This window comes from Spongiimicrobium salis, from assembly GCF_043678055.1.
GTDB classification, from domain to species: domain Bacteria; phylum Bacteroidota; class Bacteroidia; order Flavobacteriales; family Flavobacteriaceae; genus Spongiimicrobium; species Spongiimicrobium salis.
This window is the reverse complement of the sequence record NZ_JBHEQA010000001.1, coordinates 164,250-187,239: the sequence shown is the minus strand read 5'-3', so window position 1 is coordinate 187,239 and position 22,990 is coordinate 164,250. Positions and strand designations below refer to the sequence as shown.

Below are 22,990 nucleotides of genomic sequence, written 5' to 3'. Positions count from 1 at the left end.
TTTAAACTTTTAAAAAAGATGTCCAAAAATAAAATAATTATTGATAAGGGTAAAATATTATAGGTGTAAATGTCCAAAAAAATAGATGAAATTAAATTACCCCTATTTTTTTAGGGGTCAAATCTTATTTTTATTATTTTTTTGAAGCTTACATTATTAAAATGCTAAATTTGTATCTACGAACTTAGATACCTTTATTATGTCTAGAATGAGATTTAATGCAATCGCAGAAAGCCATAACCGTAAACCCATGAATATTGAAGAGAATGGAAGACGTTCCGAGTTATTTGGAACCAATGTATTCAATGAAGAGCGCATGCTTCAGTATCTTACCCAGGACGCATACGACAGTGTAAAAGGGGCTATTTTTTCTGGCTCCAAGATAGATCGAAAAATTGCAAATCAAGTGGCAGAGGCCATGAAAGCCTGGGCCATATCCATGGGGGCAACACATTATACACATTGGTTTCAGCCCCTTACAGGAAACACTGCCGAAAAGCACGATGCTTTTTTTGACTTGCATACAGATGGTAGAGCATTGGAAAAATTCGGGGGAAATCAATTGGTACAGCAAGAACCGGACGCCTCTAGTTTTCCCAGTGGCGGTATTAGAAATACATTTGAAGCAAGAGGGTATACCGCTTGGGATCCCACTTCGCCGGCATTTATTTACGGAACTACCTTGTGTATCCCCACTATTTTTGTCTCCTATACCGGAGAGGCTTTGGATAATAAAGCGCCTTTATTGCGTGCATTGCATGCCGTGGATGAAGCAGCGACCGCAGTGGCAAAATATTTCGATAAAACGGTATCCAAAGTAAATGCCACTTTAGGTTGGGAGCAAGAGTATTTTTTGGTGGATAAAGCATTGGCGAATTCTAGACCGGATATTACCATTACAGGGAGAACGCTCTTGGGGCACTCTGCGGCAAAAGGACAACAATTGGACGATCATTATTTTGGTGTTATTCCTAGTAGGGTATTGGCCTTTATGAGCGATTTGGAAAAGGAATGTACCCGATTGGGAATTCCTGTGAAAACAAGACATAACGAAGTTGCACCCAATCAGTTTGAATTGGCACCGGTATTTGAAGAGGCCAATTTGGCAGTGGATCACAACCTTTTATTAATGGATGTGATGGAAAAGATTGCGGACAAACATAATTTTAAAGTGCTTTTTCACGAAAAACCTTTTGCTGGAATGAACGGCTCCGGAAAACATAACAATTGGTCCTTAGCAACCAATACCGGTGTAAATTTGTTGAGTCCGGGATCCACACCCATGAAAAATCTCCAGTTCCTTACTTTCTTTGTGAATACGATCAAAGCGGTAGACAGCTATGAGGAATTGTTGCGCTCGTCCATTGCTTCGGCAGGCAATGATCATCGTTTGGGGGCCAATGAGGCGCCTCCCGCAATTTTATCGGTTTTTATAGGAACGCAATTGAGTAATGTCCTGGATGAGCTGGAAGGTGTTTCCAAAGGGAAACTTTCCCCAGAAGAGAAAACAGAATTGAAATTGAATGTGGTAGGAAAGATTCCGGAAATCCTAATGGACAATACGGATCGCAACAGGACTTCTCCTTTTGCCTTTACAGGGAATAAATTTGAAATTAGGGGAGTGGGGTCTAAAACCAATTGTTCCAAACCTATGACGGTCCTGAATACGATCGTAGCCAAGCAATTGATCGCTTTTAAAAAGGAAGTGGACACTTTGGTGGATAAAAATAATCTCAAAAAAGATGAGGCGGTTTTTAATGTGTTGCGGGAGTATATAAAAACCTCCAAACGCATTCGTTTTGATGGTGATGGTTATAGTGAAGAATGGGAGAAAGAAGCAAAAAAACGAAAGCTCAGTAATAATAGAAATACCCCCCAAGCGCTTAAAGTACTTACTTCTAAGGAATCCATAGCCTTATTCAATAGTATGAAAGTAATGAGCGAAGTGGAAGTAAAAGCACGACAGGAAGTAGAGTTGGAGGCGTATATCCACCACACACAGATAGAGGGGCGTGTGTTCAATGAGCTAATTTACAATCATATCGTACCGGCAGCCATCGCCTATCAGAATATCTTGATAAAGAATGTGATGGGCTTAAAGGATATTTATGGAGCTGCGCATAAGAAGTTGTCGGAAGGACAGTTGACCATTATTGAACAGATTGCCGAGCATATTGTCACCTTAAAAAAGAAAACGGACGATATGACTGAGGCTAGAAAAAGGGCCAATGCCATTAAAGATATCTTCAAAAAAGCAGTGGCCTATTGCGATAATGTAAAGCCTTATTTTGAAGAAATACGCTATCATAGCGATAAATTGGAACAATTAGTGGATAATGAAACCTGGCCCCTGACCAAATATCGGGAGTTATTGTTTATCAAATAATAGAATATGGGAAAAATAGCAATGGGTATTGTGTTTCTGTTCGGTCTTTTTAATGTAATGGGGCAAGACCTTTCGGCCTATAAAAAAGAGGTGTTTGTCAAAGGAAAAGATCGCATGCCGTATCGGATTTTGCTGCCGGACAACTACAATCCGGAAGAGCGCTATCCGCTATTGTTATTTTTGCACGGTTCTGGGGAAAGGGGTACGGATAATGAATTGCAGTTGGTGCATGGAGCCCGTTTGTTTCTTCAGGAAGATGTTCGAAAAAAATTTCCTGCCATAGTCGTTTTTCCCCAATGCCCAAAGGAAGATCAATGGAGCAATAAGGAAAATACCGCAGATCCCACTCAGGGGAAATTCATTTTTCATAAAAAAGGCAAACCCACTATGGCAATGAAAATGGTGCAGAAATTAATGAAACAACTCTTCAAAAATTATCCTGTTGATCGATCAAAAGTATATGTAGGTGGATTGTCTATGGGAGGTATGGGGACTTTTGAGATCGTACGGCGTAACCCTAAGACCTTTGCAGCAGCGTTCCCTATTTGTGGCGGTGCCCATCCTGATACGGCAGGCAAATTGACCGGGGCAAGTTGGTGGGTATTCCATGGGGATAAGGATCAAGCCGTACCCTATACCTATTCCAGTGCCATGGTAAAGGCAATTGAAGCGGCCAAGGGAAAGGTAAAATATTCCCTATATCCGGATGTAGGCCACAATAGCTGGGATAATGCCTTTGCAGAGCCTCAACTGTTGCCATGGCTGTTTTCTACAAGGCGTTAATCCAGAAGTTTTATCGATTTTGATATCAAAAATAAAGATGGGATAGATTTTTCCTGTCGTACCTATAGGTTATCTTTGTAATGTACCCAATTTAAAGATGACTATGGATTTACAACTTACAAAACCTATTTGCTTTTTTGATTTAGAGACTACCGGAGTTAATGTAGCCAAAGACAGAATAGTGGAAATCGCTATTTTAAAGGTATTCCCCAATGGAAATAAAGAGAGTAAGACCTGGTTGGTAAATCCGGAAATGCCTATCCCGGAAGAGGTTATTGCCGTTCATGGGATTTCCAATGAGAAAGTGGCCAATGAGCCCACCTTCAAGGAACTTTCCAAGGAAATATATGCCATGATCAAAGACAGCGATTTAGGAGGGTTTAACTCCGATCGCTTTGATATTCCCCTTTTGGCGGAAGAAATGCTACGAGCAGGAATCGATTTTGACATGAAAAATACGGTTTCCATAGATGTACAGACCATTTTTCATAAAATGGAAAAGCGGACCCTAGCCGCAGCCTACAAGTTCTATTGTGACAAAGAATTAACAGATGCCCATAGCGCCGCCGCGGATACCCATGCCACCTATGAAGTGTTATTGTCGCAATTGGACCGCTATCCGGATCTGGAGAATAATGTCAAGAAATTATCGGAATTCTCGAGACGGAAACAATCCTTGGATTTTGCTGGATTTATTGTGCTCGATGAAGAAGGAGATCCTATTTTTTCTTTTGGAAAACACAAAGGGAAAAAAGTAGATCAGGTTTTGGAGAAAGAGCCTGGTTATTTCGGCTGGATATTGAATGCTGACTTTCCCCTGTACACCAAGAAAGTACTTACCCAAATTAAATTGAGCAAGCTAAATAATAAATTGACGTAAATACGTTTAATGGTATAGGACCATTCTTTTTTTTGATCAGTAGAAGAAAAGGATACATGTGGGGAAACATATACAAGGGAACAGATTTTAAGCTTTCCCGGGTATATCATAAGAACTATAAACAACACAAACAATCTGTAAATGAAAATTATATGCATAGGCCGTAATTACGCGGCGCATATTGAAGAATTATCCAATGAACGCCCTTTGGATCCGGTAGTCTTTATAAAACCAGATTCCTCCGTACTCCCTAAAGAACAAGATTTTTACATTCCTGAATTTTCCAACGATGTGCATCATGAAGTGGAAGTACTGGTGAAAATTAAAAAAGTAGGAAAACATATCGACCCTAAATTTGCCCCTAGTTACTATGATGAAATAAGTTTGGGAATCGATTTTACCGCTAGGGATGTACAAACACAATTAAAAGAAAAAGGGCTGCCTTGGGAGAAAGCCAAAGGTTTTGATGGAGCAGCGGTGATCGGAAAATGGCTTCCCAAAACAACTTTTAAAGATTTGAACGACTTAAACTTTAAATTGTTGAACAATGGAACCGTGGTACAGGAGGGCAATACGACCTTGATGCTCTGGAAAATAGACGAATTGATCGCTTATGTTTCTACGTTTTTTATGTTGAAAAAAGGAGATGTGATCTTTACCGGTACACCGGCCGGAGTTGCTAAAATAAGTACAAATGATTACCTTTCAGGTGTACTTGAAGGGAAAGAACTATTCACAGTAAAAATTAAATAATGATATATAATCTTGATAAATTAAATGAAATGGCTGATGGGGATAAAGACTTTATCAATTCCGTTATCTCAGTATTTTTAGAAGAAGTGCCCCAAGATCTGGAACAACTGGAAACTGCCTTGTCCCAGCGAAATTATGAAAATGTATATAAGCTGGCCCATAAAATTAAACCCAATGTAGATCTTTTGGGAATGGAACAGACGCGCCAAGCGGCTCTGGATATTGAAACACTTGGAAAAAGCGCTTCCGGAAGTTCTGAAATTGAACGCATTTTTCCTACATTGAAACAGGATATCCATCAGGTAATTTCCGAACTTAAAAAAGATTTTGACCTCTAATGTTTGCCGAAATCATCACCATTGGGGATGAAATCTTAATAGGGCAAATTGTGGATAGCAATTCGGCCTTTATCGCTACAGAATTGAACAAAATAGGGGTTTCCGTTTACCAGATTACCTCTATTCAAGATGATGCATCCCATATTGTACAGGCGCTCCGAGAAGCAGAAACCAGGGCGGATATCATTATTATAACCGGAGGACTGGGGCCTACCAAAGATGATATTACCAAGCATACCCTATGCACTTATTTTGAAGATACACTGGTAGAAAATACAGCAGTGTTGCAGCATGTGGAAGAATTGTTCAAAAAGTATATTCGTTCGGCGAGTATTTCAGCGGTAAACCGGAGGCAGGCTTTAGTACCCTCAAAAGCAATAGCCTTACACAATGCCTATGGTACGGCACCGGGAATCTGGATCCAAAAAAATGAAAAAGTATTTGTGGCAATGCCCGGAGTGCCTTTTGAAATGAAAAATTTAATGACGGAACAAGTCATTCCTAGAATCAATACCGCTTTTAAGAGACCACATATTTTACATCGTACCTTAATGACTTATGGTGTTGGTGAAAGTGCTTTGGCGGAACGTATTGAATCTTGGGAAGATGCACTGCCTTCCTTTATTAAACTGGCTTATTTACCCAATCTTGGCAAGGTTAGATTGCGTTTGAGTGCAAGGGGTGCCGATAAAGCAATGATTACTAATGCTGTAGAAAAGGCAATAACGGAATTGTATGCCCAAATAGGCGATGTCATTTATGGAGAAGAAGATGAAGGAGGTATCGAAGGCGCTGTGGCCAGGATGTTGAGTGAGAGAAATAAAACCTTGGCAACCGCAGAAAGCTTCACAGGAGGAAAAATAGCCGAACAGATAACAGCAATACCCGGAGCTTCCAAATATTTTAAGGGTAGTGTGGTGAGTTATGCCACAGCAACAAAAGTAGAAGTGCTAAAGGTTCCCCAGGCATTGGTGGATCAGTATTCCGTGGTCAGTGCAGAGGTAGCTGAAGCCATGGCGGCGAATGTGCGGGAATTGCTAAAAACGGATTTCGCCATAGCCACTACAGGCAATGCAGGCCCGAGCAAAGGGGATGCGGATACGCCCATAGGGAAAGTTTTTATTGCCATTGCTACTCCCAAAGGGAGTTTTGCTTCAGAATTTATGATGGGAAACCATAGGGAAAGGGTAGTGCAAAAGTCGGTACATAAGGCGTTTGAGTTATTGGAAAAAGAAATTTTAAAATTCTAAAAAAGAATCTTGTACATCACATAAAAATGATATAAATTTGCACCCTGTTTAAAAATAACACAAAAACGCAGCGCAATGTCAAAAGTTTGTGAAATCACCGGAAAGCGAGCGATGTTTGGAAACAATGTTTCCTTCTCTATCAATAAAACCAGAAGAAGATTTAATGTAAATCTTTCCAAGAAACGTTTTTATATTCCTGAAGAAGACCGATGGGTTACCTTAAAGGTATCTGCCAAGGCTTTGAAAAGCATCAATAAAAAAGGGATTTCTGCGGTTTTGAAAGAAGCTAAGAGCAATAACGGAATAATTAAGTAATCCTGAAAAAATAGCGTACAATGGCAAAGAAAGGAAACAGAGTTCAGGTGATATTGGAATGTACCGAACACAAAGCGTCAGGACAACCTGGAACATCAAGGTATATTACTACAAAGAATAAGAAGAACACTCCAGATAGAATGGAGCTTAAAAAGTTCAATCCTATTCTTAAGAAAATGACAATTCATAAAGAAATAAAATAATAAGTCATGGCAAAGAAAACGGTAGCAAGTTTACAGACGAGTTCAAAAAGATTGACCAAAGCCATCAAAATGGTAAAATCACCTAAGACAGGTGCTTATACATTCTCAGAATCCATTATGCCTCCGGAGGCAGTAAATGCTTGGTTGGCAAAGAAATAAAACAATCTTAGTATTGTGTATAAAGCCACTTTCTTTTGAAAGTGGCTTTTTTGTGCTGTAAATCGTAATATATTACATATTTTGCTTGGAGAATGGAAGAACAATCAAAATATAATTTTGTTTAATATTTTTTAAATATTGTTAAACAATTTGTATTTTTACCTTTGAAATGGAGCGCTAATGTTGCGCTGTATCATTGAAAAGAGAAAAGAATGTTTGGACTGTTCAAGAAAAAATCGCAAAAAGAGCTATTAGAAAAGAAATATCGCAAACTCATGGAGGAAGCGCATCGCCTATCAACAACAAATAGAAAACTTAGCGATGAAAAGGTATTCGAAGCGGAGGAAGTTCTGAAACAATTGGATAAACTAATTTAGGCGTTCCGAACCCAGCTTCCTGCCCCAATTACTTAAATAAATTATATGGATTTAATGGAAAGAGTAGCAGAATTTGAGCAACGGAAAATGTCGGGAATGACAACTAGTGATCGCGTATCTGCTTCTAGAGAGGTGAAAGCATTGATTTTAGAATTGAATGAGCTATACAAAAAGGATAAGAACACAGAGGTCATGGATATTATGAAACGCTTGACGGTGAAGAAAAAGAAAATAGAAAAACGATTAAAAGGAAATATTTCTATTTAGTTAACCCAGATACCTTTTCGTAGGAATACAATTTTACAGCGCAGTGCCATCATGAATTCGTATTGAAAATAAAGAACATAGGGCATTATGAGGCTATTAAAGACGATAAAGACATCCAAGAAAATTAAAAATTCGAAACTCTCCAAAGAGTCTCTATATGGAATAACGATTAACGATAGTAATGGAATTCCCTTAAATTTACAGGATTATGCGGGAAAATATATTCTCTTTGTCAATGTAGCTTCCCAATGTGGTTTTACGAAGCAATACAGGGAATTACAAATACTTCATGAAAAATATGCTGATCGCATAACGCTTTTGGGCATCCCCTGTAATCAATTTGGAGGACAGGAACCTGGAGAACCCGAAGAAATCCAGAGTTTTTGTCAACGTAATTTTGGTGTTGGTTTTAGTATAACAGAAAAGATAGCTGTAAAAGGAAAACAGCAGCATCCCTTATATACTTGGTTGACCCAAAAAAAGAAAAATGGAAAATTAAATTCCACAGTGCGTTGGAATTTTCAAAAATACTTAGTAGATCCTGAGGGAGAACTCGTCCATGTTTTTTATTCTATAACAAAGCCTACCAGTACTAAGATTACGCGGTTTTTAAAAGAAAGGGAGAGAAGTACATGAAAGAAAAAAAGAAACCTGACCAGGTAGTCTATGACCAAAAAAGTGAAAAGTACACTGCTTCCCTTAAACCGTATGCGACAGATCTTGGTGCTCCTGTAATTACTACAGGGGATACCATAGCTTGGAAAAATAGAAATATTCACAAAGTAAATCAGCAGATTAACACAAAATATTTGGAACTGAAAGCCGAATACGATGCGATGATGGAGCAGTTTGAATACAATAATTTGGTATACGGCGCCAGGTTTAATTTTGAGCCTTTGGTCGGAGAAACCTATCATTTATATCGGGACAAAAAACAAGAGGCGTTTTTATCGGTAATTGCACCCCATGAATGCAATTTTGATTTTGTAGGCAGTTTTCGTTTGAATGCAGATAAAATGTGGGAAAAAATCCAATCCATAAAAGAGGGTTTATAATGGCAGAGTTTAATTTAAGCGAACGAGATCTGGATAGGGTTATTGAAATGGCTTGGGAAGACCGAACGCCCTTCGAAGCCATTAGGTATCAATTTAAACTACCGGAAAAAGAAGTAATTAAGCTCATGCGCACCTATCTTAAAGAAAATAGCTTTAAGCGATGGAGAAAACGTGTGAATAGCGGGGTTAGCCAAAAGCACTTGAAGAAAAGAAATCCTGAAATCAATCGCTTTAAATGCTCAAGACAACGAGCGATCTCAGGGAACAAAATAAGTAAGAGATAAGGTTTTTGATCCTTTTAGTATGAACGTTTTTCCAACGCAATATCAAGATATTTTAAAGCGAATAGAGGACATTGATCCTCTGCGATACGGCAAAACAAGAAATTACCTTGATGGAGCGGTGACTTATCTCTCTCCTTATATCTCTCGAGGGGTGATTTCTACAAAGACCATTTTTACAGCTGTACAAGAGAAGGGTCTTGCTTTTACAGCAATGGAAAAGTTTATTCAAGAGCTGGCATGGAGAGAGTATTGGCAGCGGGTTTGGCGCGTACATGGTTCAGGGATCAATACCGACCTAAAACGAACCCAACAAGCCGTTGAAAATTATGGGGTTTCGGAAAATCTTGTCTTAGGTAAAACAGAGATTCAAGCAATAGATCAAGGATTACAACAATTGTATGAAACAGGATATGTGCATAATCATCTGCGCATGTATATGGCTTCAATAGCATGTAATATTGGAAAAAGTCATTGGAAACTTCCCGCCCAATGGATGTACTATTATTTATTGGATGCAGATTGGGGAAGCAATGCTTTGAGTTGGCAATGGGTTGCTGGTAGCAATAGCAAAAAAAAATATTATGCAAATCAAGAAAACATCAATCATTTTTGCTTCACCGATCAAAAGGATACCTTTCTAGATGTACCTTATGATCAGTTTCCTCTTCATGATGTCCCTCCAGTGTTGTTCAAAACTACTATACCAACACTGAAAACCCACCTTCCAAAAGTACAACCATTGCATATCGATGCAGGAATCCCGGTATTACTGTACAATTTTTACAATTTGGATCCGCTGTGGAAAAAAGACATAACAGCAAATCGTGTGTTATTGCTGGAACCAAGCCACTTTAAAGAATATCCGATTTCTGAAAGAAGCTTACAGTTTGTACTGCAATTGGCCAAGAATATTAGTGGAATACAGACTTTCGTAGGTGATTTTGAGGAATTCCAGATTGCTTATCCAACCAAAGAACTGTATTATAAAGAGCATCCTTTTAATAGACATTATAAGGGAATTGAGGAAGCTAGGGATTGGATGTTTCCCCTACAAGGGGATTTTCCTTCTTTTTTCAATTTTTGGAAGAAGTGTAAAAAAATAATGATACGTTAAGTTTATGCAATATACGCAAACAGAAATTCAACAAATGGATCGTGTAAAACGATTGAAACTTATAAATTCCCTTTCAGGAGTAAAACCAGGGAACCTTATTGGTAGTATTTCGGATAAGGGAGAGGCCAATGTAGCGGTATTCAGTTCTGTAATACATTTGGGAAGCGACCCGGCGCTTTTAGGTTTTATTTCAAGACCAACGGGCGAAATATCACGTCACACCTATGAAAATATTATGGAAAATGGCAGTTATACCATTAACCATATTCCGAAGTCGCATATTAAAAATGCGCACTATACGTCAGCAAAATTTGATAGGAAGGTTTCTGAGTTTGAGGCTTGTGGCCTTACCGCATCGTATTACGAAGGAATACAAGCTCCTTTTGTTGAAGAGAGCAAGCTAAAAATAGGAATGCAGTTCGTAGAGGCCATACCCATTCCAAGAAATGGTACTGTATTAATGATAGGTGAAGTTGTCTTTCTCGACATTATGAACAAGGCGATGACCAAGGACCATGATGTAGATCTGTCTGCGATACAAGGAGTTGGGATTTCTGGCTTGAATACCTATTACGGACTTGAAAAACTAGAACGGTTTCCTTATGTGCGATTAGATGAGATTCCCGATTTTGAAAAATAGGCAGCATGAAAAAAATCCATTTACCAGAAAAAATTTGCCCTGTATGTCAAAGACCTTTTCAATGGCGAAAAAAATGGGAGCGCAATTGGGAGGAAATTGTGTATTGTGGAGAGCGTTGTAGAAGAAATAAGAAAAGCGTTTAAGGCCATTTAGATTGATCTATAGCATAACGCCCATTTGATGAACAAAAAATAGATTGAAAATATAGGAATGTCAGCTGTAAATATAGTTTTTCCACATCATCTTTTTGAAGAAGGGCCATTGCTACAAAATGGATTGCCTTGCTATGTGATAGAGGAGTTTTTATTTTTTAGGCAATACAAGTTTCATAAACAAAAAATCGCCTATCATCGTGCAAGTATGAAGTATTATGCCGACTTCCTAAAAAAGAAAGAAATCAGCGTTACCTATATTGATGCCCATGAGACACATGCCGATATTCGAAATTTGATTCCTTTTTTGTTCCAAAATGGAATACGGGAAATCCATACGATAGCTACCACTGATGATTGGTTGGAAAGGCGAATAAGCAAGGAGTGTGTTAAGTTGAATATTTTACTTCACACTTATGAATCCCCATTGTTTTTGAATTCAAGGAAAGATTTGCAGCACTTCTTTAAACCGGATAAAAAAAAGTACCATCAAACGACATTTTATACGGACCAGAGAAAGCGACGCAAGATAATGTTGAACCCAGATGGGAGCCCAGAAGGGGGGAAATGGACTTTTGATACAGAGAACAGGAAAAAGTATCCTGTTAAGAAAATACCGCCCCCAATTCAATTTCCGGATACCAATCTTTATTTTGAAGAGGCGAAAACTTATGTTTCTAAGTTTTTTTCAAATCATCTAGGAAAGCTCTCGGAATCTCCCTTGTACCCTTGTGACCATAAAAGTGCAAAAAAATGGTTGGATCAGTTTTTGGAATACCGTTTCATGGAATTTGGAACCTATGAAGATGCTATTGTAGCAGAAGAAGTGATATTACATCACAGCGTACTTACCCCAATGCTCAATGTGGGACTTATTACTCCTGAAGAGGTTTTGGAGAAGGCGTTAAATTTTGCCGAAAAACAAGGTGTGCCCATAAATTCCAAGGAAGGATTTATACGGCAAATTATAGGGTGGAGAGAGTTTGTTCGGGGTATGTATACATGTCAAGGCAGGTTTGCTAGAACTAGAAATTTCTGGTGTTTTGATCGAAAGATACCTGCTTCATTTTACGACGGAACAACAGGAATTGTTCCTGTAGATCAGACCATAAAAAAAATACTAAAAACCGGATATTGCCATCATATTGAGCGTCTCATGGTTTTGGGTAACTTTATGCTGCTATGTGAATTTGATCCCAATGAGGTATACCAATGGTTTATGGAACTTTTTATAGATGCCTATGACTGGGTTATGGTTCCCAATGCATATGGCATGAGTCAGTTTGCTGATGGAGGTTTGTTTGCAACGAAGCCCTACATTGGCGGAAGTAATTATCTCAAAAAAATGGGCAATTATCCAAAAGGCGATTGGCAAGATACCTGGGATGGTCTCTTTTGGCGTTTTATGGATAAGCAACGTGGTTTTTTTCTACAAAACCCCAGACTCGGAATGTTGGTGCGTATGTATGATAAGATGCCTGAGGAAAAACGCCTACAGCATTTGAATAACGCCAATACTTATCTTGAAAATATTTGATGTTATGCCTCTTGATACACTTCGTTTATTGCTCGATTTTGGACTGCTTATCCTAATATGGATGGTTCAATTGATTGCCTATCCCAGTTTTTTATACCTGTCTATGGAAAAACTGAAAATTTGGCATCAAAAATATACCTTGCGCATCTCCCTGATTGTAATACCGCTCATTATGGGGCAATTGGTATTGGCCGGGATTCAACTATGGCACGAAGTATCAATTTACACGGTCATAAGCAGTATCCTTATAATTAGTGTTTGGTTATCTACCTTTATTCAATTTGCGCCATTGCATCAGCACTTGAATAGCGCGGAGTATCCGGAAAAACTATTGGTACAATTGGTAAGACAAAATTGGTTGCGTACCGTATTATGGACCCTTATTTTTATCTGGAGCTGTATCAATATTGGAACGGCATAAATACGGCAAATGCAAATAGTCTGCAAAGTCGTCCAAATGCCCTTATCAATATGGGCTTTCCATACTATCTTTATTCAAGATTTAAAAAATAATACAGATGAATACCATAGGAAGAAGAATAAAAGAATGTAGAAAGGCAAAAGGATGGACACAGGAAGAATTGGCCACGACTGCCGGATTGAATTTGCGTACCATACAACGTATAGAAAATGGAGCTTCCAGGGCCAGGGGAGGTACTCTGGCATTGTTATGTGAAGCTTTGAAGTTAGATTTCGAGGAAGTTTCACTTTTGGAAATGGTTCCCAAGAAACAGAATATAGGGAAACAGCTATTGCATTATTTCTTTATGGGCCTATTAAATTTCGCACTGATGTGCGTTTTTTGGATCACTACAATGCATTGGGCCTCCAATGCAAACAGCCGTGCCGCTGGCGTTCTTTTGGGACTTGTGATTCCAGTGGTTATTATTGGGTGGACCAAAGAGATGAGTGGATTGGAACGCGTACTTAAGTTTGGTAGCGGACTTATCCTTTATCTGGTTTTTCTATTTGTTTTTCAAGGTTTTTTAGATGGTTTTGCCGTGGGAATACGAACGCTATTGATTCCTTGTATTCTTATGGTACTGGGTATCTTATTTTATGGAGATTTGTTTTTGCGGAGACCGAAGACCTCTTCTTAAAGAGAATCAAACTGGAAAAACTTCGTTCTCGGTAATAACATATGCCTTGTTTTTTTTGCCGATCTCCATGAGATGTGTTCCGGTAAACACTCCAAATGCTGGAAAAATCAATTGTCGTTCCCCTTCAAAAAAGCAGGCTAACTTTAAGGATTGTCTTCCTTTTCCTTGTAGTCGAATGGCAGGATGTATATGGCCGCAGAAATTAAAAAGCTTAGGTTTTTCCTCAGGATGGTGTGTTAAGAGGAAATGATCAATTATCCATTCATCATATAATTGAACGTTGATTTTTTGATACCGTAAGGGAGAAATGATATCGTGATTTCCTGTGATTAGAATAATTTTGGAAGAAATCTCTTGTGTCCATCTGGCAAACATATCCCATTCCGAATTGATGTAAGAATGGAACAGGTCTCCCAAGAAACAAATGCGCCCCGGATTGAAATCTGCAATAAGCTTGTTGAGTTTTTCAAAGTTTTTATGGGCAACTTCCAAGGGTACTGCACTCCCATATTTTCTGAAATGCGTGATTTTTCCGAAATGCACATCGGCGACGAGCAACATATGCTGCTCTTCCCAAAAAGCGGCACCACTGGGATGTAAAACAAAATGCTGATTCTTTAACACAAGGGTATGGGTCATTTTCGTTTCATTAAAATAGCAGTCATTTTTTTGATACGATCTGCGAGCTTCTCAGAGGATAGTTTTTCGCGCAGACGATCGGTAATAATGGGAAAACTGAATGGTGTAGGACTCGTACAGGCTTTCCATACAATTTGTTGTTTCTGAATACGTTCCAAAGCTAATAAAAGTCGGCCTTCTTCCAATTGATGTTCAAAAGTTTCCGTGAAGGCCTGTTGATAGAGCAGATTGTCCGCTTCATAATCCCGGAAAACGTCAAAAAACAGCTGGGAGCTAGATTGTAAATGCTTCATTTTTATGCCTTTTTTTGGGTATCCGGTAAAAACCAAGCCAGAAATGACGGCAATATCTCGAAATTTACGACGGGCCAATTCCGTAGAATTCAAACTTTTTTGAAGATCCGATGTGGCATATTCCGACGTAAAAAGATCGTTGTCTAAAATAGCTTCAATATCAACTTCTTGGTCAGATAGGAGTTCAAACCCATAGTCGTTATAGGCTAAGGAAAATGTTATGGGAAGCAAAAGGCTGATACGATAAGCTAATAAACTTGCCATGGCTTCGTGTACAAAACGTCCTTCGAAAGGATAAAAAATACAATGATACCCCTCTCGGGTTTTAAAAGTCTCTATTAAAAATTCGTTCGGTCCGGGAACAATACTTTCTAACTGCTGTCGCGCAAATATTCCTGAAAGTGCTTTTAACTCCCTGCCCAATTTTTTATGTGGAGAAGAAACCAAATGCAATTCAGATCGCAATAATTCCGACATTTGGGCAGAAAAACTCATACGACCACCCATCCAACTGGGTACTTTCTTGGTTTTCTTTGTGGAATTGCGAACATGGGCCTGCATCCCTTTTACCCGTATCAACTCTAAATTACGCCCGGCAAAGGTAAACACATCCCCAGGACTCAATTTGGAGATAAAAAATTCTTCGATTGTGCCAATATAACCTCCTTTTTGATATTTTACGACAATATCGGCGTCCCCGACAATGGTCCCTATTTGCATGCGATGCCGCATAGCAACAGTCCTGTCGGTCACCACAAAGCGACCATCGTCGGCGACAATTACTTTTTTGTATTCATCATAGGTCTGTAAAGATTGACTTCCCAAAGTAATGAAGTTGAGCAACCACTGCCATTGTGCATTGGAAATGGCTTGAAAACAAAAAGTGGTGCGTATTTCCTGAAAAATTTCCGCAGCTTGGAATCCATTCGAAATTGCCAAAGTCACCAAATACTGCGCTAGGACATCATAGCTGTTTAAATAAGGCAAGCGGTCTTCTACCACATGATCCTTAACTGCCTTTTGCAAGGCCGCGGCCTCTATTAACTCAATGGCATGGGTGGGAAGAAAATAGATGGCACTTTCTTTTCCCGGTTGGTGGCCACTTCGGCCGGCGCGTTGTAAAAATCGGGCAACGCCCTTAGGGCCTCCAATCTGAATAATAGTCTCCACTGGGGCAAAATCTACTCCCAGGTCCAAACTGGAAGTACAGACCACTGCTTTTAAAGAAGCATTTCTAATGGCCCCTTCTACCCAAAGACGTGTTTCTTTATTCATACTGCCATGGTGCATGGCAATTTCCCCAGCCAATTGTGGCGCTTTTTCCAACAATTTTTGAAACCAGATCTCACATTGACTTCGAGTATTGGTGAAAAGCAAGGTAGTTTTACTTCCTTCTAAAATGGGCAGGACCTCCTCCAATAAGTGAAGCCCCAAATGGCCGCGCCATGGAAAAGTATCCATGCTTTCGGGCAAGATACTCCGTACGCGAATTTTCTTCCGAATATGGGCTTTGATCAATACAGAATTTTCTAGACCCACCGATTGCGGCCCAAGGAGCACTTCCCGGGCCTGCTGCAAATTGCCTATGGTTGCGGAGATGCCCCATATACGTAGCTCAGGAGCTATCGTCTTTAATCGGGACAAGGCCAATTCTACCTGAACGCCACGCTTGGAACCTAGCAATTCGTGCCATTCATCGATTACAATGGCATAGCAATCCTTAAATACCTGATCATATCCCTTGGAGGCTAACAACAAATGCATGCTTTCCGGGGTTGTGATCAGCAGGTCCGGCATGGACTTTTTTTGCTGTGCACGTTCCGATGGTGAAGTATCTCCGCTGCGAATGCCCACAGTAAGTTGCGTATCAAGATCATGGGCAACCCGCTCGGCAGCTTGCTTAATTTCTTGCGATAGGGCTCGTAAAGGGGTGATCCATATGGCTTTTAAACCTTTTCTGTGTTTATTGCGGTATTCAGGATTCTTCTTTATATAGGTCAGCACTATGGGAATCCACAAAGCATAGGTTTTACCACTGCCCGTTGGTGCATTGAGAAGGCCATTTTTTCCTTGAAGAAAAGCAAGCCAACTTTGTTTCTGAAAAGGGAAAGGCTTCCAGGATTGTTTCAAAAACCAGGCTTCTGCGAGCTGTAGCAATGCTTTTCTGTTCATGGAATCAATTGTTTAAGATCAGTTAAGCTATTGGCTTCTTCTATTTTTTTATCCCGTCGCCAACGTAAGATTCTCGGAAATCTCGTAGCAACACCACTTTTGTGCCGTTTTGAAAGCGCAATGCCCTCAAAAGCAATTTCAAAAACCAAGGCCGGAATAACGCTGCGGACCGGGCCAAAACGTTCCAGAGTATTGTTTTTAATAAATTGATCCACCTCTTTGAATTCTTTATCTGTTAATCCAGAATATGCTTTGGCAAAAGTAACCAGGCTTTGTTCTCCATTCTCGTTGGTACTCCATAATCCAAAGGTATAATCAGTGAATAGATTGCTGCGTCTTCCATGGCCCCGCATCGCATAGGTAAGAACTGCGTCAATAGTGAGCGGATCTACTTTCCACTTCCACCAATCTCCTTTTTTTCTTCCCACGAGATAAGGAGAATCTTTGCGCTTGAGCATTAGCCCTTCACCTTTTACTGCTCTTGCTTCTTTACGTGCCATTGCCACATCGTCCCAAGAATCAAAAGTCATGGTTTGGGAAAGTTGCAATTGCTTTAGATCAGCGTTTTGGACTAAAGTTTCCAGAATCTCCCGACGCTTCCAAAAGGCCATGGAACGAATATCTTTTCCTTGCCATTCCAGGAGATCATAAACTTTTAAGATAACCGGTGTTTTTAGTAATAGTGCCTTACTGATTTTTTTTCTTCCAATACGAGTCTGCAGATCGTTGAAATTTCCTATGGCACCATTGGGATAGGCCAGTAGTTCCCCATCCAAAACGGTACCACTGGGAAGGTGTTGCGTTAAAAGATGTAGTTCTGGATATTTATCGGTTACCAATTCTTCACCACGGCTCCAAATGTAGATTTGTGCCTCCCGAAGAATCACCTGAGCCCGTATGCCATCCCATTTGTGCTCGGCAAACCAAAGACTGCAATCACCCAAATCTTGTGCTGCTCCTTCCAGGGCATACGCTAAATAAAAAGGGTAGGGCTTTGAGAGATAGTCCGAAGGACGTTCCTCCATAATCAATTGTTGGAAAGTGGTCGAGGCCGGTGTCCAATTCCCCATTAATTTATAGGCCAAGATATCTTCATCAATACCCGTAGCTTTAGCGAGGGCTCGTGTCATTAGTTTTTGACTTACCCCTATTCGAAAGCCTCCTGTCATTAATTTATTGAATACAAAACGCTCGTAATAGCCTAATCTTTTCCAATGATGTTGTAGGTAGGCTTTTTTTTCTGAAACTTCTTTTGATTTTAAAGCGATCATTTCTTCTAAAAAAGTGGTCAATGACATCTGGGTTTCTTCATTGGAGTTGGGAAGGATGAGGGCAATGGTTTCTGCCAAATCCCCAACAATATGATAGGATTCTTCAAATAGCCAAGGAGGGATTTCTGCCAATTCTGTGGCCCATTCCCGCAGCAAGGTAGTATTTACAGGTCTTGGGGGTCTACGATGGGATAAGAGGGCAATAGTCCAAAGTTTATCGGTATCCTCGGCATCCTCAAAATATTGGGCAAGTGCATTTACTTTGACCGTGGTCTTGTTGGTACTATCCAAGGCTTTGATGAGCGAAGCAAAACGTTTCATGTCAAAGTCTCCGTTTTTTGATTTCCTTCAATTTCTGCCAATTCTCCCTCGTATTGCGTGTCGGCAGTCCTGGCGTCATAACCTTCTTCCCTTAAAAAGCGCGCAAAAATATCGGTATATCCATGAGTGCAGATGATTTTTTCGGCCCCGGTATCGCGTATGCTACCTAGGAGTCCCGTCCAATCGCAATGATCGGATAAAACAAAGCCTTTGTCTATGGCCCGCCGGCGTCTTGCTCCTCTAAAGGCCATCCACCCGCTGGCCGTGCCGGTAACATAAGGAACCATTTTTTTGATCCAAGAACTCCCGTGGGCCGATGGAGGGGCCAGAACCATGGCGCCTTTCAGTGCATCCTTTGTAGTGTCTTTGGTAATTAAGGTAGTCTTGGGTAAGGAAACCAGCGGGCGTATTACTTCCGTCATCTTTTCAATGGCGCCATGGGTGAAAATAGGGCCATTGTCTATATCGAGATGCTTTAACAGGCGTTGTGCCTTTCCCAAAGAATATCCAAAAAGCACGGAAGTTTGCCCATTGGCCCTATTTTGCGCCCACCAACTATTGATATCGTCCATAATCTGTTCTTGTGGTGTCCATTTAAAGGCAGGAAGTCCAAAGGTGCATTCCGTGATAAAAGTATGGCATGGAATGGGTTCAAAAGGGGTAGATAAACCATCATTTTCCGTTTTATAATCCCCGGTAAACACCCAAACCTCTCCTTTATAGGCTACCCGAACCTGAGAGGATCCCACAATATGTCCGGCCGGATGTAAGGAAAATTGAACCCCATTGATTTCAAAAGTTTCACCCCATGATTTGCCACTGACGGTGATGGCACCAAGGCGATGCTTTATAATGGGAACATTATGGTGATGGGTAATATATTGTTGATGCCCCCAGCGGGAATGATCCGAATGGCCGTGGGTAATAATGGCCTTCTTCACAGGTTTCCAAGGATCTATATATACTTGTGCCTGTGTGCAATAAATGCCTTTGTCATTAAACAAGAGTAACGGTGTCTTCATAGGAAGGGTTCAGCAAAATAATTCATGATTAAAGAGCATGAAGTGCTTTGGGCTTCTAAAAATACTAATAATTCTAATTATTGAGGTTCAGTATTGCCAAATAGTTGATAGATATTAAGGTTGGTTTAGTATCTTTGAAAAAACCATTTTTGTAGGATATGAGCTTATTTAAAAAGATATTTTCTTCCAAGAAAAAAGAGACTTTGGATAAGGGTTTGGAAAAGACCAAAACCAGTTTCTTGTCAAAGCTAGGTAAGGCTGTAGCAGGGAAATCTAAAGTAGATGATGCCGTATTGGATAATCTGGAAGAAGTATTGGTAACTTCGGACGTAGGCGTGAATACGACTTTAAAAATTATTGACCGTATCGAGGAAAGGGTATCGCGTGATAAGTATATCGGTACAGATGAACTCAATGCTATTTTAAGAGAGGAAATAGCGGGCTTACTTGCCGAAACGAATTTAGGGGAAGAGACCGAGTTTAGCATACCCAAGGACAAAAAACCTTATGTGATCATGGTAGTAGGTGTCAATGGGGTTGGAAAGACTACGACCATTGGGAAATTGGCCCATCAATTTAAGAACCAAGGATTAAAAGTGGTCTTAGGTGCGGCGGATACCTTTAGAGCCGCGGCTATAGATCAGTTGCAAGTATGGGCAGATCGTGTAGATGTGCCGATCGTAAAACAAAATATGGGGAGCGATCCGGCTTCTGTTGCCTTTGATACCTTGAGTTCGGCCGTGACCCAAGATGCCGATGTGGTGATCATAGATACGGCTGGAAGATTACACAACAAGGTGAATTTAATGAATGAACTGACGAAAGTGAAACGTGTAATGCAAAAAGTGGTGGAAGATACGCCCCATGATGTTCTATTGGTGTTGGATGGCTCTACAGGGCAGAATGCTTTTGAACAGGCCAAGGAATTTACAAAGGCCACAGAAGTGAGTTGTTTGGCCGTGACAAAATTGGACGGTACCGCTAAAGGAGGCGTGGTCATTGGGATTTCGGATCAATTTCAGATTCCCGTGAAATATATCGGGGTTGGTGAAGGAATCGATGATTTACAGGTTTTTAATAAATATGAATTTGTAGATTCTTTTTTTAGCGGGACAAATTGAGATTAGCCCTCTACATACTACTTTTTTTCATTTTGGGCTCGATCAATGCCCAAATCGATCACCCAAAAGCAAGTCCCTTGGCTACGGTAGAGCAATCTGTGGGATTGTCTACAATAAAAGTCGTCTATTCCAGGCCAGCGGTCAAAGGAAGAACAATATTCGGAGACCTATTGCCCTACGGTCGCATTTGGAGGGTAGGCGCTAATGAATCCACTAAAATCACAACAGACACGGATATGGAGGTTATGGGCAATTATCTGCCCAAGGGAACCTATGCACTTTATGCTTTTCCCCATGAAAAAGAATGGGAAATTGTATTTCATAAAAATACGACACATTGGGGAGATGGTAGAAAAGCCTATAATCCACAAGAAGATGCGTTTAGAATCACAGTGGTGCCGGAAAAAACTGCCGACTTTCAAGAAAATTTTTTGATAAGTTTTGATGCATTGACCCATAATTCTGTACAGATGCAGTGGATTTGGGCACATACGAAAGTAAGTATTTCAATGTGGGTTGATACGAAAGCGCAAATGTTACGACAAATACGGGAGGCCCTACAAAATAAACCTACGGCGCAGACCTATTATGAAGCGGCGAGGTATTTACAGGAAGAAGGGCAATCTTATCAGGAAGCCTTATCGTATTTAGAAAAAGCTATCGCCTTAGCAGGGGACACCTATTACTTTCACCGGGTGAAATCTTTGGTGGAAGCTGCAATGCAACACTACGAAAAGGCGATAAACTCAGCAGAGAAATCTTTGTTGCTGGCACAAAAAGAGGAAAAAGACGAGTTTGTACGCATGAATAAAAAAAATATTGAATACTGGAAAGAATTAATTAAACGTCAAAAAAAATGAAAAGAATAGTATTGGGAATAATGGTCTTACTGGCCTTTGCTTGCAAGGAAGATAGCACTAAAAAAGAAGCGGTTATCCTCTGGGAAGCTTATGATGATACCGCAGAAGTCGCTGCAAATCAAGAGCACGAGAATGGAAGAATGCGTTATAAATTAATTCAATCCAAGGTATTGGATAAGAATGAAGTGTTCCAGCCGCTCTACGATGAGGTTTCCAAAATGAGCGAAGCGGACTATGAAGCCCTAAAACCTTTGATTTTGGATCAAAATATTTTGACGATTCAAACCCATATTCTAAAAAAAGAACTGACCTATGAAAAATTGGTATTGTTCTTTTTGTACCGTATTTATAAATATGAACTGGATAATACTACCACTCTAAATACGGTTATTGCCTTAAACAAGGATGTATTGGAAGACGCTAGAGCCTTAGACCAGAGCATGATCGATGCACCCAAAAAGCAACGTCACCCGATTTCTGGGATGCCTATCTTATTGAAAGATAACATTAATACCAAGGGAATGATTACCACTGCAGGTGCTATTGCTTTGCAAGATAATGAAGTGGAAGATGCTTTTATTGTGAAGCAATTGCGTAAAAGTGGAGCTTTGATTTTGGGGAAAGTAAATTTAAGTGAATGGGCATATTTCCTCTGTTCCGGTTGTCCTGTAGGATATAGTGCCGTTGGCGGACAAACCTTGAATCCTTATGGAAGAAGGGTTTTTGAAAGTGGTGGGTCTAGTTCCGGAAGTGGTACTTCCATGGCGGCCTCTTATGCGGTGGCCGCAGTAGGTACAGAAACATCGGGTTCTATCTTATCTCCATCCAGTCAGAATTCTGTTGTTGGACTAAAACCTACCATTGGGGTAATGAGTAGAACAGGTATTGTACCTATTTCCAGTACGCTGGATACGCCCGGTCCCATGACAAGAAATGTAGTGGACAATGCTATTTTATTTGACGCATTGGCCGTGATCGACCCAAAGGATGAAGCTTCTGTCCATACACGATGGGCCAAACAACCCTACTATGCGGAACTTAAGGGAGAAGAGAGTTTAAAAGGGAAACGCTTAGGTGTGTTTAAGAATCTTTTGGAAAACGATTCTATATATGCGCAAACCATTGAAGAATTGGAGAGTATTGGAGCTGAAATCATTCCCTTTGATGCACCTCAAGTACAAATGAATGGGTTCTTGAGCATCCTGAACATAGATATGAAAAACGATTTGCCAAAATATTTGAAGGAGCACAGTGATCCTACTAAGGTATCTATTACCTCTATTGCAGATGCCATTACGTTCAATGCACAAGATTCTTTGGTGCGAATTCCGTATGGTCAGGCATTGTTTGAAGGTATTATGGCAGACAGTACTACGGCCGAAGGTTTGGCGAACATCAAGGAAACTTTGGAGGCCAATGGTCAAAAGTACTTTAATGAGGCTCTGGATGCCCATAAACTAGATGCCATATTGTCTATCAATAATTATCATGCCGGCTTTGCAGCTGTAGCCAAATATCCTGCACTTACGGTACCTATGGGGTATAAAGCAAATGGAGAACCCATTAGTTTGACTTTCATTGCTAAGAAATTCAAAGAACGGGAACTGTTACAATTGGGACATGCCTATGAACAGGCCACACAGGTGCGTCGAGCTCCGAAGGGATACGAATAGGAGTACTATGGAATAGCTAAAAAAG

27 protein-coding genes are annotated in these 22,990 nt (G+C 40.2%); 23 read left to right on the top strand and 4 right to left on the bottom strand.

The genetic code is table 11. The features are described from left to right. Positions 1–199: 199 nt before the first annotated feature. From ACEXOE_RS00860 to ACEXOE_RS00765, 20 genes are all read left to right on the top strand, one after another. Positions 200–2,386, top strand: a complete 2,187-nt coding sequence (locus ACEXOE_RS00860; RefSeq protein ID WP_394746828.1) for a glutamine synthetase III family protein — start codon at positions 200–202, stop codon at positions 2,384–2,386. Positions 2,387–2,392: 6 nt separating this feature from the next. Further along, positions 2,393–3,169 carry a carboxylesterase family protein gene (locus tag ACEXOE_RS00855; protein WP_394746827.1) on the top strand — a complete coding sequence of 259 codons (777 nt, stop codon included), beginning with the start codon at positions 2,393–2,395 and terminating at the stop codon, positions 3,167–3,169. A gap of 103 nt (positions 3,170–3,272) precedes the next feature. After that, positions 3,273–4,049 carry an exonuclease domain-containing protein gene (locus tag ACEXOE_RS00850; RefSeq protein ID WP_394746826.1) on the top strand — a complete coding sequence of 259 codons (777 nt, stop codon included), beginning with the start codon at positions 3,273–3,275 and terminating at the stop codon, positions 4,047–4,049. Between the two features lie 141 nt (positions 4,050–4,190). Next, positions 4,191–4,802: a fumarylacetoacetate hydrolase family protein gene (locus ACEXOE_RS00845; protein ID WP_394746825.1), complete on the top strand. Its 612-nt coding sequence runs from the start codon at positions 4,191–4,193 to the stop codon at positions 4,800–4,802. Next, on the top strand, positions 4,802–5,140 hold the full coding sequence (locus ACEXOE_RS00840) for an Hpt domain-containing protein (RefSeq protein WP_394746824.1): 339 nt from the start codon (positions 4,802–4,804) through the stop codon (positions 5,138–5,140). The genes ACEXOE_RS00845 and ACEXOE_RS00840 overlap by 1 nt, the downstream gene beginning before the upstream one ends. Beyond that, on the top strand, positions 5,140–6,390 hold the full coding sequence (locus ACEXOE_RS00835) for a competence/damage-inducible protein A (RefSeq protein ID WP_394746823.1): 1,251 nt from the start codon (positions 5,140–5,142) through the stop codon (positions 6,388–6,390). The genes ACEXOE_RS00840 and ACEXOE_RS00835 overlap by 1 nt, the downstream gene beginning before the upstream one ends. Positions 6,391–6,465: 75 nt before the next feature. Continuing rightward, positions 6,466–6,705 carry a 50S ribosomal protein L28 gene (rpmB, locus tag ACEXOE_RS00830; RefSeq protein ID WP_394746822.1) on the top strand — a complete coding sequence of 80 codons (240 nt, stop codon included), beginning with the start codon at positions 6,466–6,468 and terminating at the stop codon, positions 6,703–6,705. Between the two features lie 20 nt (positions 6,706–6,725). Further along, positions 6,726–6,908 carry a 50S ribosomal protein L33 gene (gene rpmG / locus ACEXOE_RS00825; RefSeq protein WP_394746821.1) on the top strand — a complete coding sequence of 61 codons (183 nt, stop codon included), beginning with the start codon at positions 6,726–6,728 and terminating at the stop codon, positions 6,906–6,908. A 6-nt stretch (positions 6,909–6,914) separates the two neighbouring features. Further along, positions 6,915–7,067 (top strand): DUF4295 domain-containing protein, encoded by a 153-nt coding sequence (locus ACEXOE_RS00820; RefSeq protein ID WP_394746820.1) that lies wholly within the window; start codon positions 6,915–6,917, stop codon positions 7,065–7,067. 212 nt (positions 7,068–7,279) lie between these two features. Beyond that, on the top strand, positions 7,280–7,444 hold the full coding sequence (locus ACEXOE_RS00815; RefSeq protein WP_394746819.1) for a Lacal_2735 family protein: 165 nt from the start codon (positions 7,280–7,282) through the stop codon (positions 7,442–7,444). 45 nt (positions 7,445–7,489) lie between these two features. Further along, positions 7,490–7,711 carry a hypothetical protein gene (locus ACEXOE_RS00810; RefSeq protein ID WP_394746818.1) on the top strand — a complete coding sequence of 74 codons (222 nt, stop codon included), beginning with the start codon at positions 7,490–7,492 and terminating at the stop codon, positions 7,709–7,711. Between the two features lie 87 nt (positions 7,712–7,798). Continuing rightward, positions 7,799–8,347 (top strand): glutathione peroxidase, encoded by a 549-nt coding sequence (locus ACEXOE_RS00805; protein ID WP_394746817.1) that lies wholly within the window; start codon positions 7,799–7,801, stop codon positions 8,345–8,347. After that, positions 8,344–8,766: a DUF2452 domain-containing protein gene (locus ACEXOE_RS00800; protein ID WP_394746816.1), complete on the top strand. Its 423-nt coding sequence runs from the start codon at positions 8,344–8,346 to the stop codon at positions 8,764–8,766. Before ACEXOE_RS00805 ends, ACEXOE_RS00800 begins: the two co-directional genes overlap by 4 nt. Further along, positions 8,766–9,050 carry a TIGR03643 family protein gene (locus ACEXOE_RS00795; RefSeq protein ID WP_394746815.1) on the top strand — a complete coding sequence of 95 codons (285 nt, stop codon included), beginning with the start codon at positions 8,766–8,768 and terminating at the stop codon, positions 9,048–9,050. Before ACEXOE_RS00800 ends, ACEXOE_RS00795 begins: the two co-directional genes overlap by 1 nt. A 19-nt stretch (positions 9,051–9,069) precedes the next feature. Next, positions 9,070–10,164 carry an FAD-binding domain-containing protein gene (locus tag ACEXOE_RS00790; protein ID WP_394746814.1) on the top strand — a complete coding sequence of 365 codons (1,095 nt, stop codon included), beginning with the start codon at positions 9,070–9,072 and terminating at the stop codon, positions 10,162–10,164. 4 nt (positions 10,165–10,168) lie between these two features. After that, positions 10,169–10,804 carry a flavin reductase family protein gene (locus tag ACEXOE_RS00785; protein WP_394746813.1) on the top strand — a complete coding sequence of 212 codons (636 nt, stop codon included), beginning with the start codon at positions 10,169–10,171 and terminating at the stop codon, positions 10,802–10,804. A 5-nt stretch (positions 10,805–10,809) separates the two neighbouring features. Then, on the top strand, positions 10,810–10,947 hold the full coding sequence (locus tag ACEXOE_RS00780; RefSeq protein ID WP_394746812.1) for a DUF2256 domain-containing protein: 138 nt from the start codon (positions 10,810–10,812) through the stop codon (positions 10,945–10,947). A gap of 67 nt (positions 10,948–11,014) precedes the next feature. Beyond that, positions 11,015–12,493 (top strand): cryptochrome/photolyase family protein, encoded by a 1,479-nt coding sequence (locus tag ACEXOE_RS00775; protein ID WP_394746811.1) that lies wholly within the window; start codon positions 11,015–11,017, stop codon positions 12,491–12,493. Positions 12,494–12,497: 4 nt separating this feature from the next. Further along, on the top strand, positions 12,498–12,914 hold the full coding sequence (locus ACEXOE_RS00770; protein ID WP_394746810.1) for a hypothetical protein: 417 nt from the start codon (positions 12,498–12,500) through the stop codon (positions 12,912–12,914). 97 nt (positions 12,915–13,011) lie between these two features. Further along, complete coding sequence (locus tag ACEXOE_RS00765) at positions 13,012–13,593, top strand: helix-turn-helix domain-containing protein (RefSeq protein WP_394746809.1); 582 nt, start codon at positions 13,012–13,014, stop codon at positions 13,591–13,593. Positions 13,594–13,599: 6 nt separating this feature from the next. Here ACEXOE_RS00765 and pdeM read toward each other — a convergent pair whose 3' ends face one another. From pdeM to ACEXOE_RS00745, 4 genes are read right to left on the bottom strand one after another with little or no spacing between them, the layout of a single operon-like run. Then, on the bottom strand, positions 13,600–14,232 hold the full coding sequence (pdeM, locus tag ACEXOE_RS00760; RefSeq protein WP_394746808.1) for a ligase-associated DNA damage response endonuclease PdeM: 633 nt from the start codon (positions 14,230–14,232) through the stop codon (positions 13,600–13,602). Further along, a complete protein-coding gene (locus ACEXOE_RS00755) occupies positions 14,229–16,697 on the bottom strand; it encodes a ligase-associated DNA damage response DEXH box helicase (protein WP_394746807.1) in 2,469 nt (822 codons plus the stop codon). The genes pdeM and ACEXOE_RS00755 overlap by 4 nt, the downstream gene beginning before the upstream one ends. Beyond that, complete coding sequence (locus ACEXOE_RS00750; protein WP_394746806.1) at positions 16,694–18,289, bottom strand: ATP-dependent DNA ligase; 1,596 nt, start codon at positions 18,287–18,289, stop codon at positions 16,694–16,696. Before ACEXOE_RS00750 ends, ACEXOE_RS00755 begins: the two co-directional genes overlap by 4 nt. After that, the gene (locus tag ACEXOE_RS00745) at positions 18,286–19,311 is read right to left on the bottom strand and encodes a ligase-associated DNA damage response exonuclease (protein WP_394746805.1); all 1,026 of its coding nucleotides are present in this window, start codon (positions 19,309–19,311) and stop codon (positions 18,286–18,288) included. The genes ACEXOE_RS00750 and ACEXOE_RS00745 overlap by 4 nt, the downstream gene beginning before the upstream one ends. A gap of 158 nt (positions 19,312–19,469) precedes the next feature. On the opposite strand from ACEXOE_RS00745, the gene ftsY reads away from it, so the two are divergent. The 3 genes from ftsY to ACEXOE_RS00730 are packed head-to-tail and all read left to right on the top strand — an operon-like array spanning position 19,470 to position 22,965. After that, positions 19,470–20,432: a signal recognition particle-docking protein FtsY gene (gene ftsY / locus ACEXOE_RS00740; protein WP_394746804.1), complete on the top strand. Its 963-nt coding sequence runs from the start codon at positions 19,470–19,472 to the stop codon at positions 20,430–20,432. Further along, the gene (locus tag ACEXOE_RS00735; protein WP_394746803.1) at positions 20,429–21,292 is read left to right on the top strand and encodes a DUF2911 domain-containing protein; all 864 of its coding nucleotides are present in this window, start codon (positions 20,429–20,431) and stop codon (positions 21,290–21,292) included. Before ftsY ends, ACEXOE_RS00735 begins: the two co-directional genes overlap by 4 nt. Beyond that, positions 21,289–22,965, top strand: coding sequence for an amidase family protein (locus tag ACEXOE_RS00730; RefSeq protein ID WP_394746802.1), 1,677 nt, complete (start codon positions 21,289–21,291; stop codon positions 22,963–22,965). Before ACEXOE_RS00735 ends, ACEXOE_RS00730 begins: the two co-directional genes overlap by 4 nt. Positions 22,966–22,990: the final 25 nt, after the last annotated feature.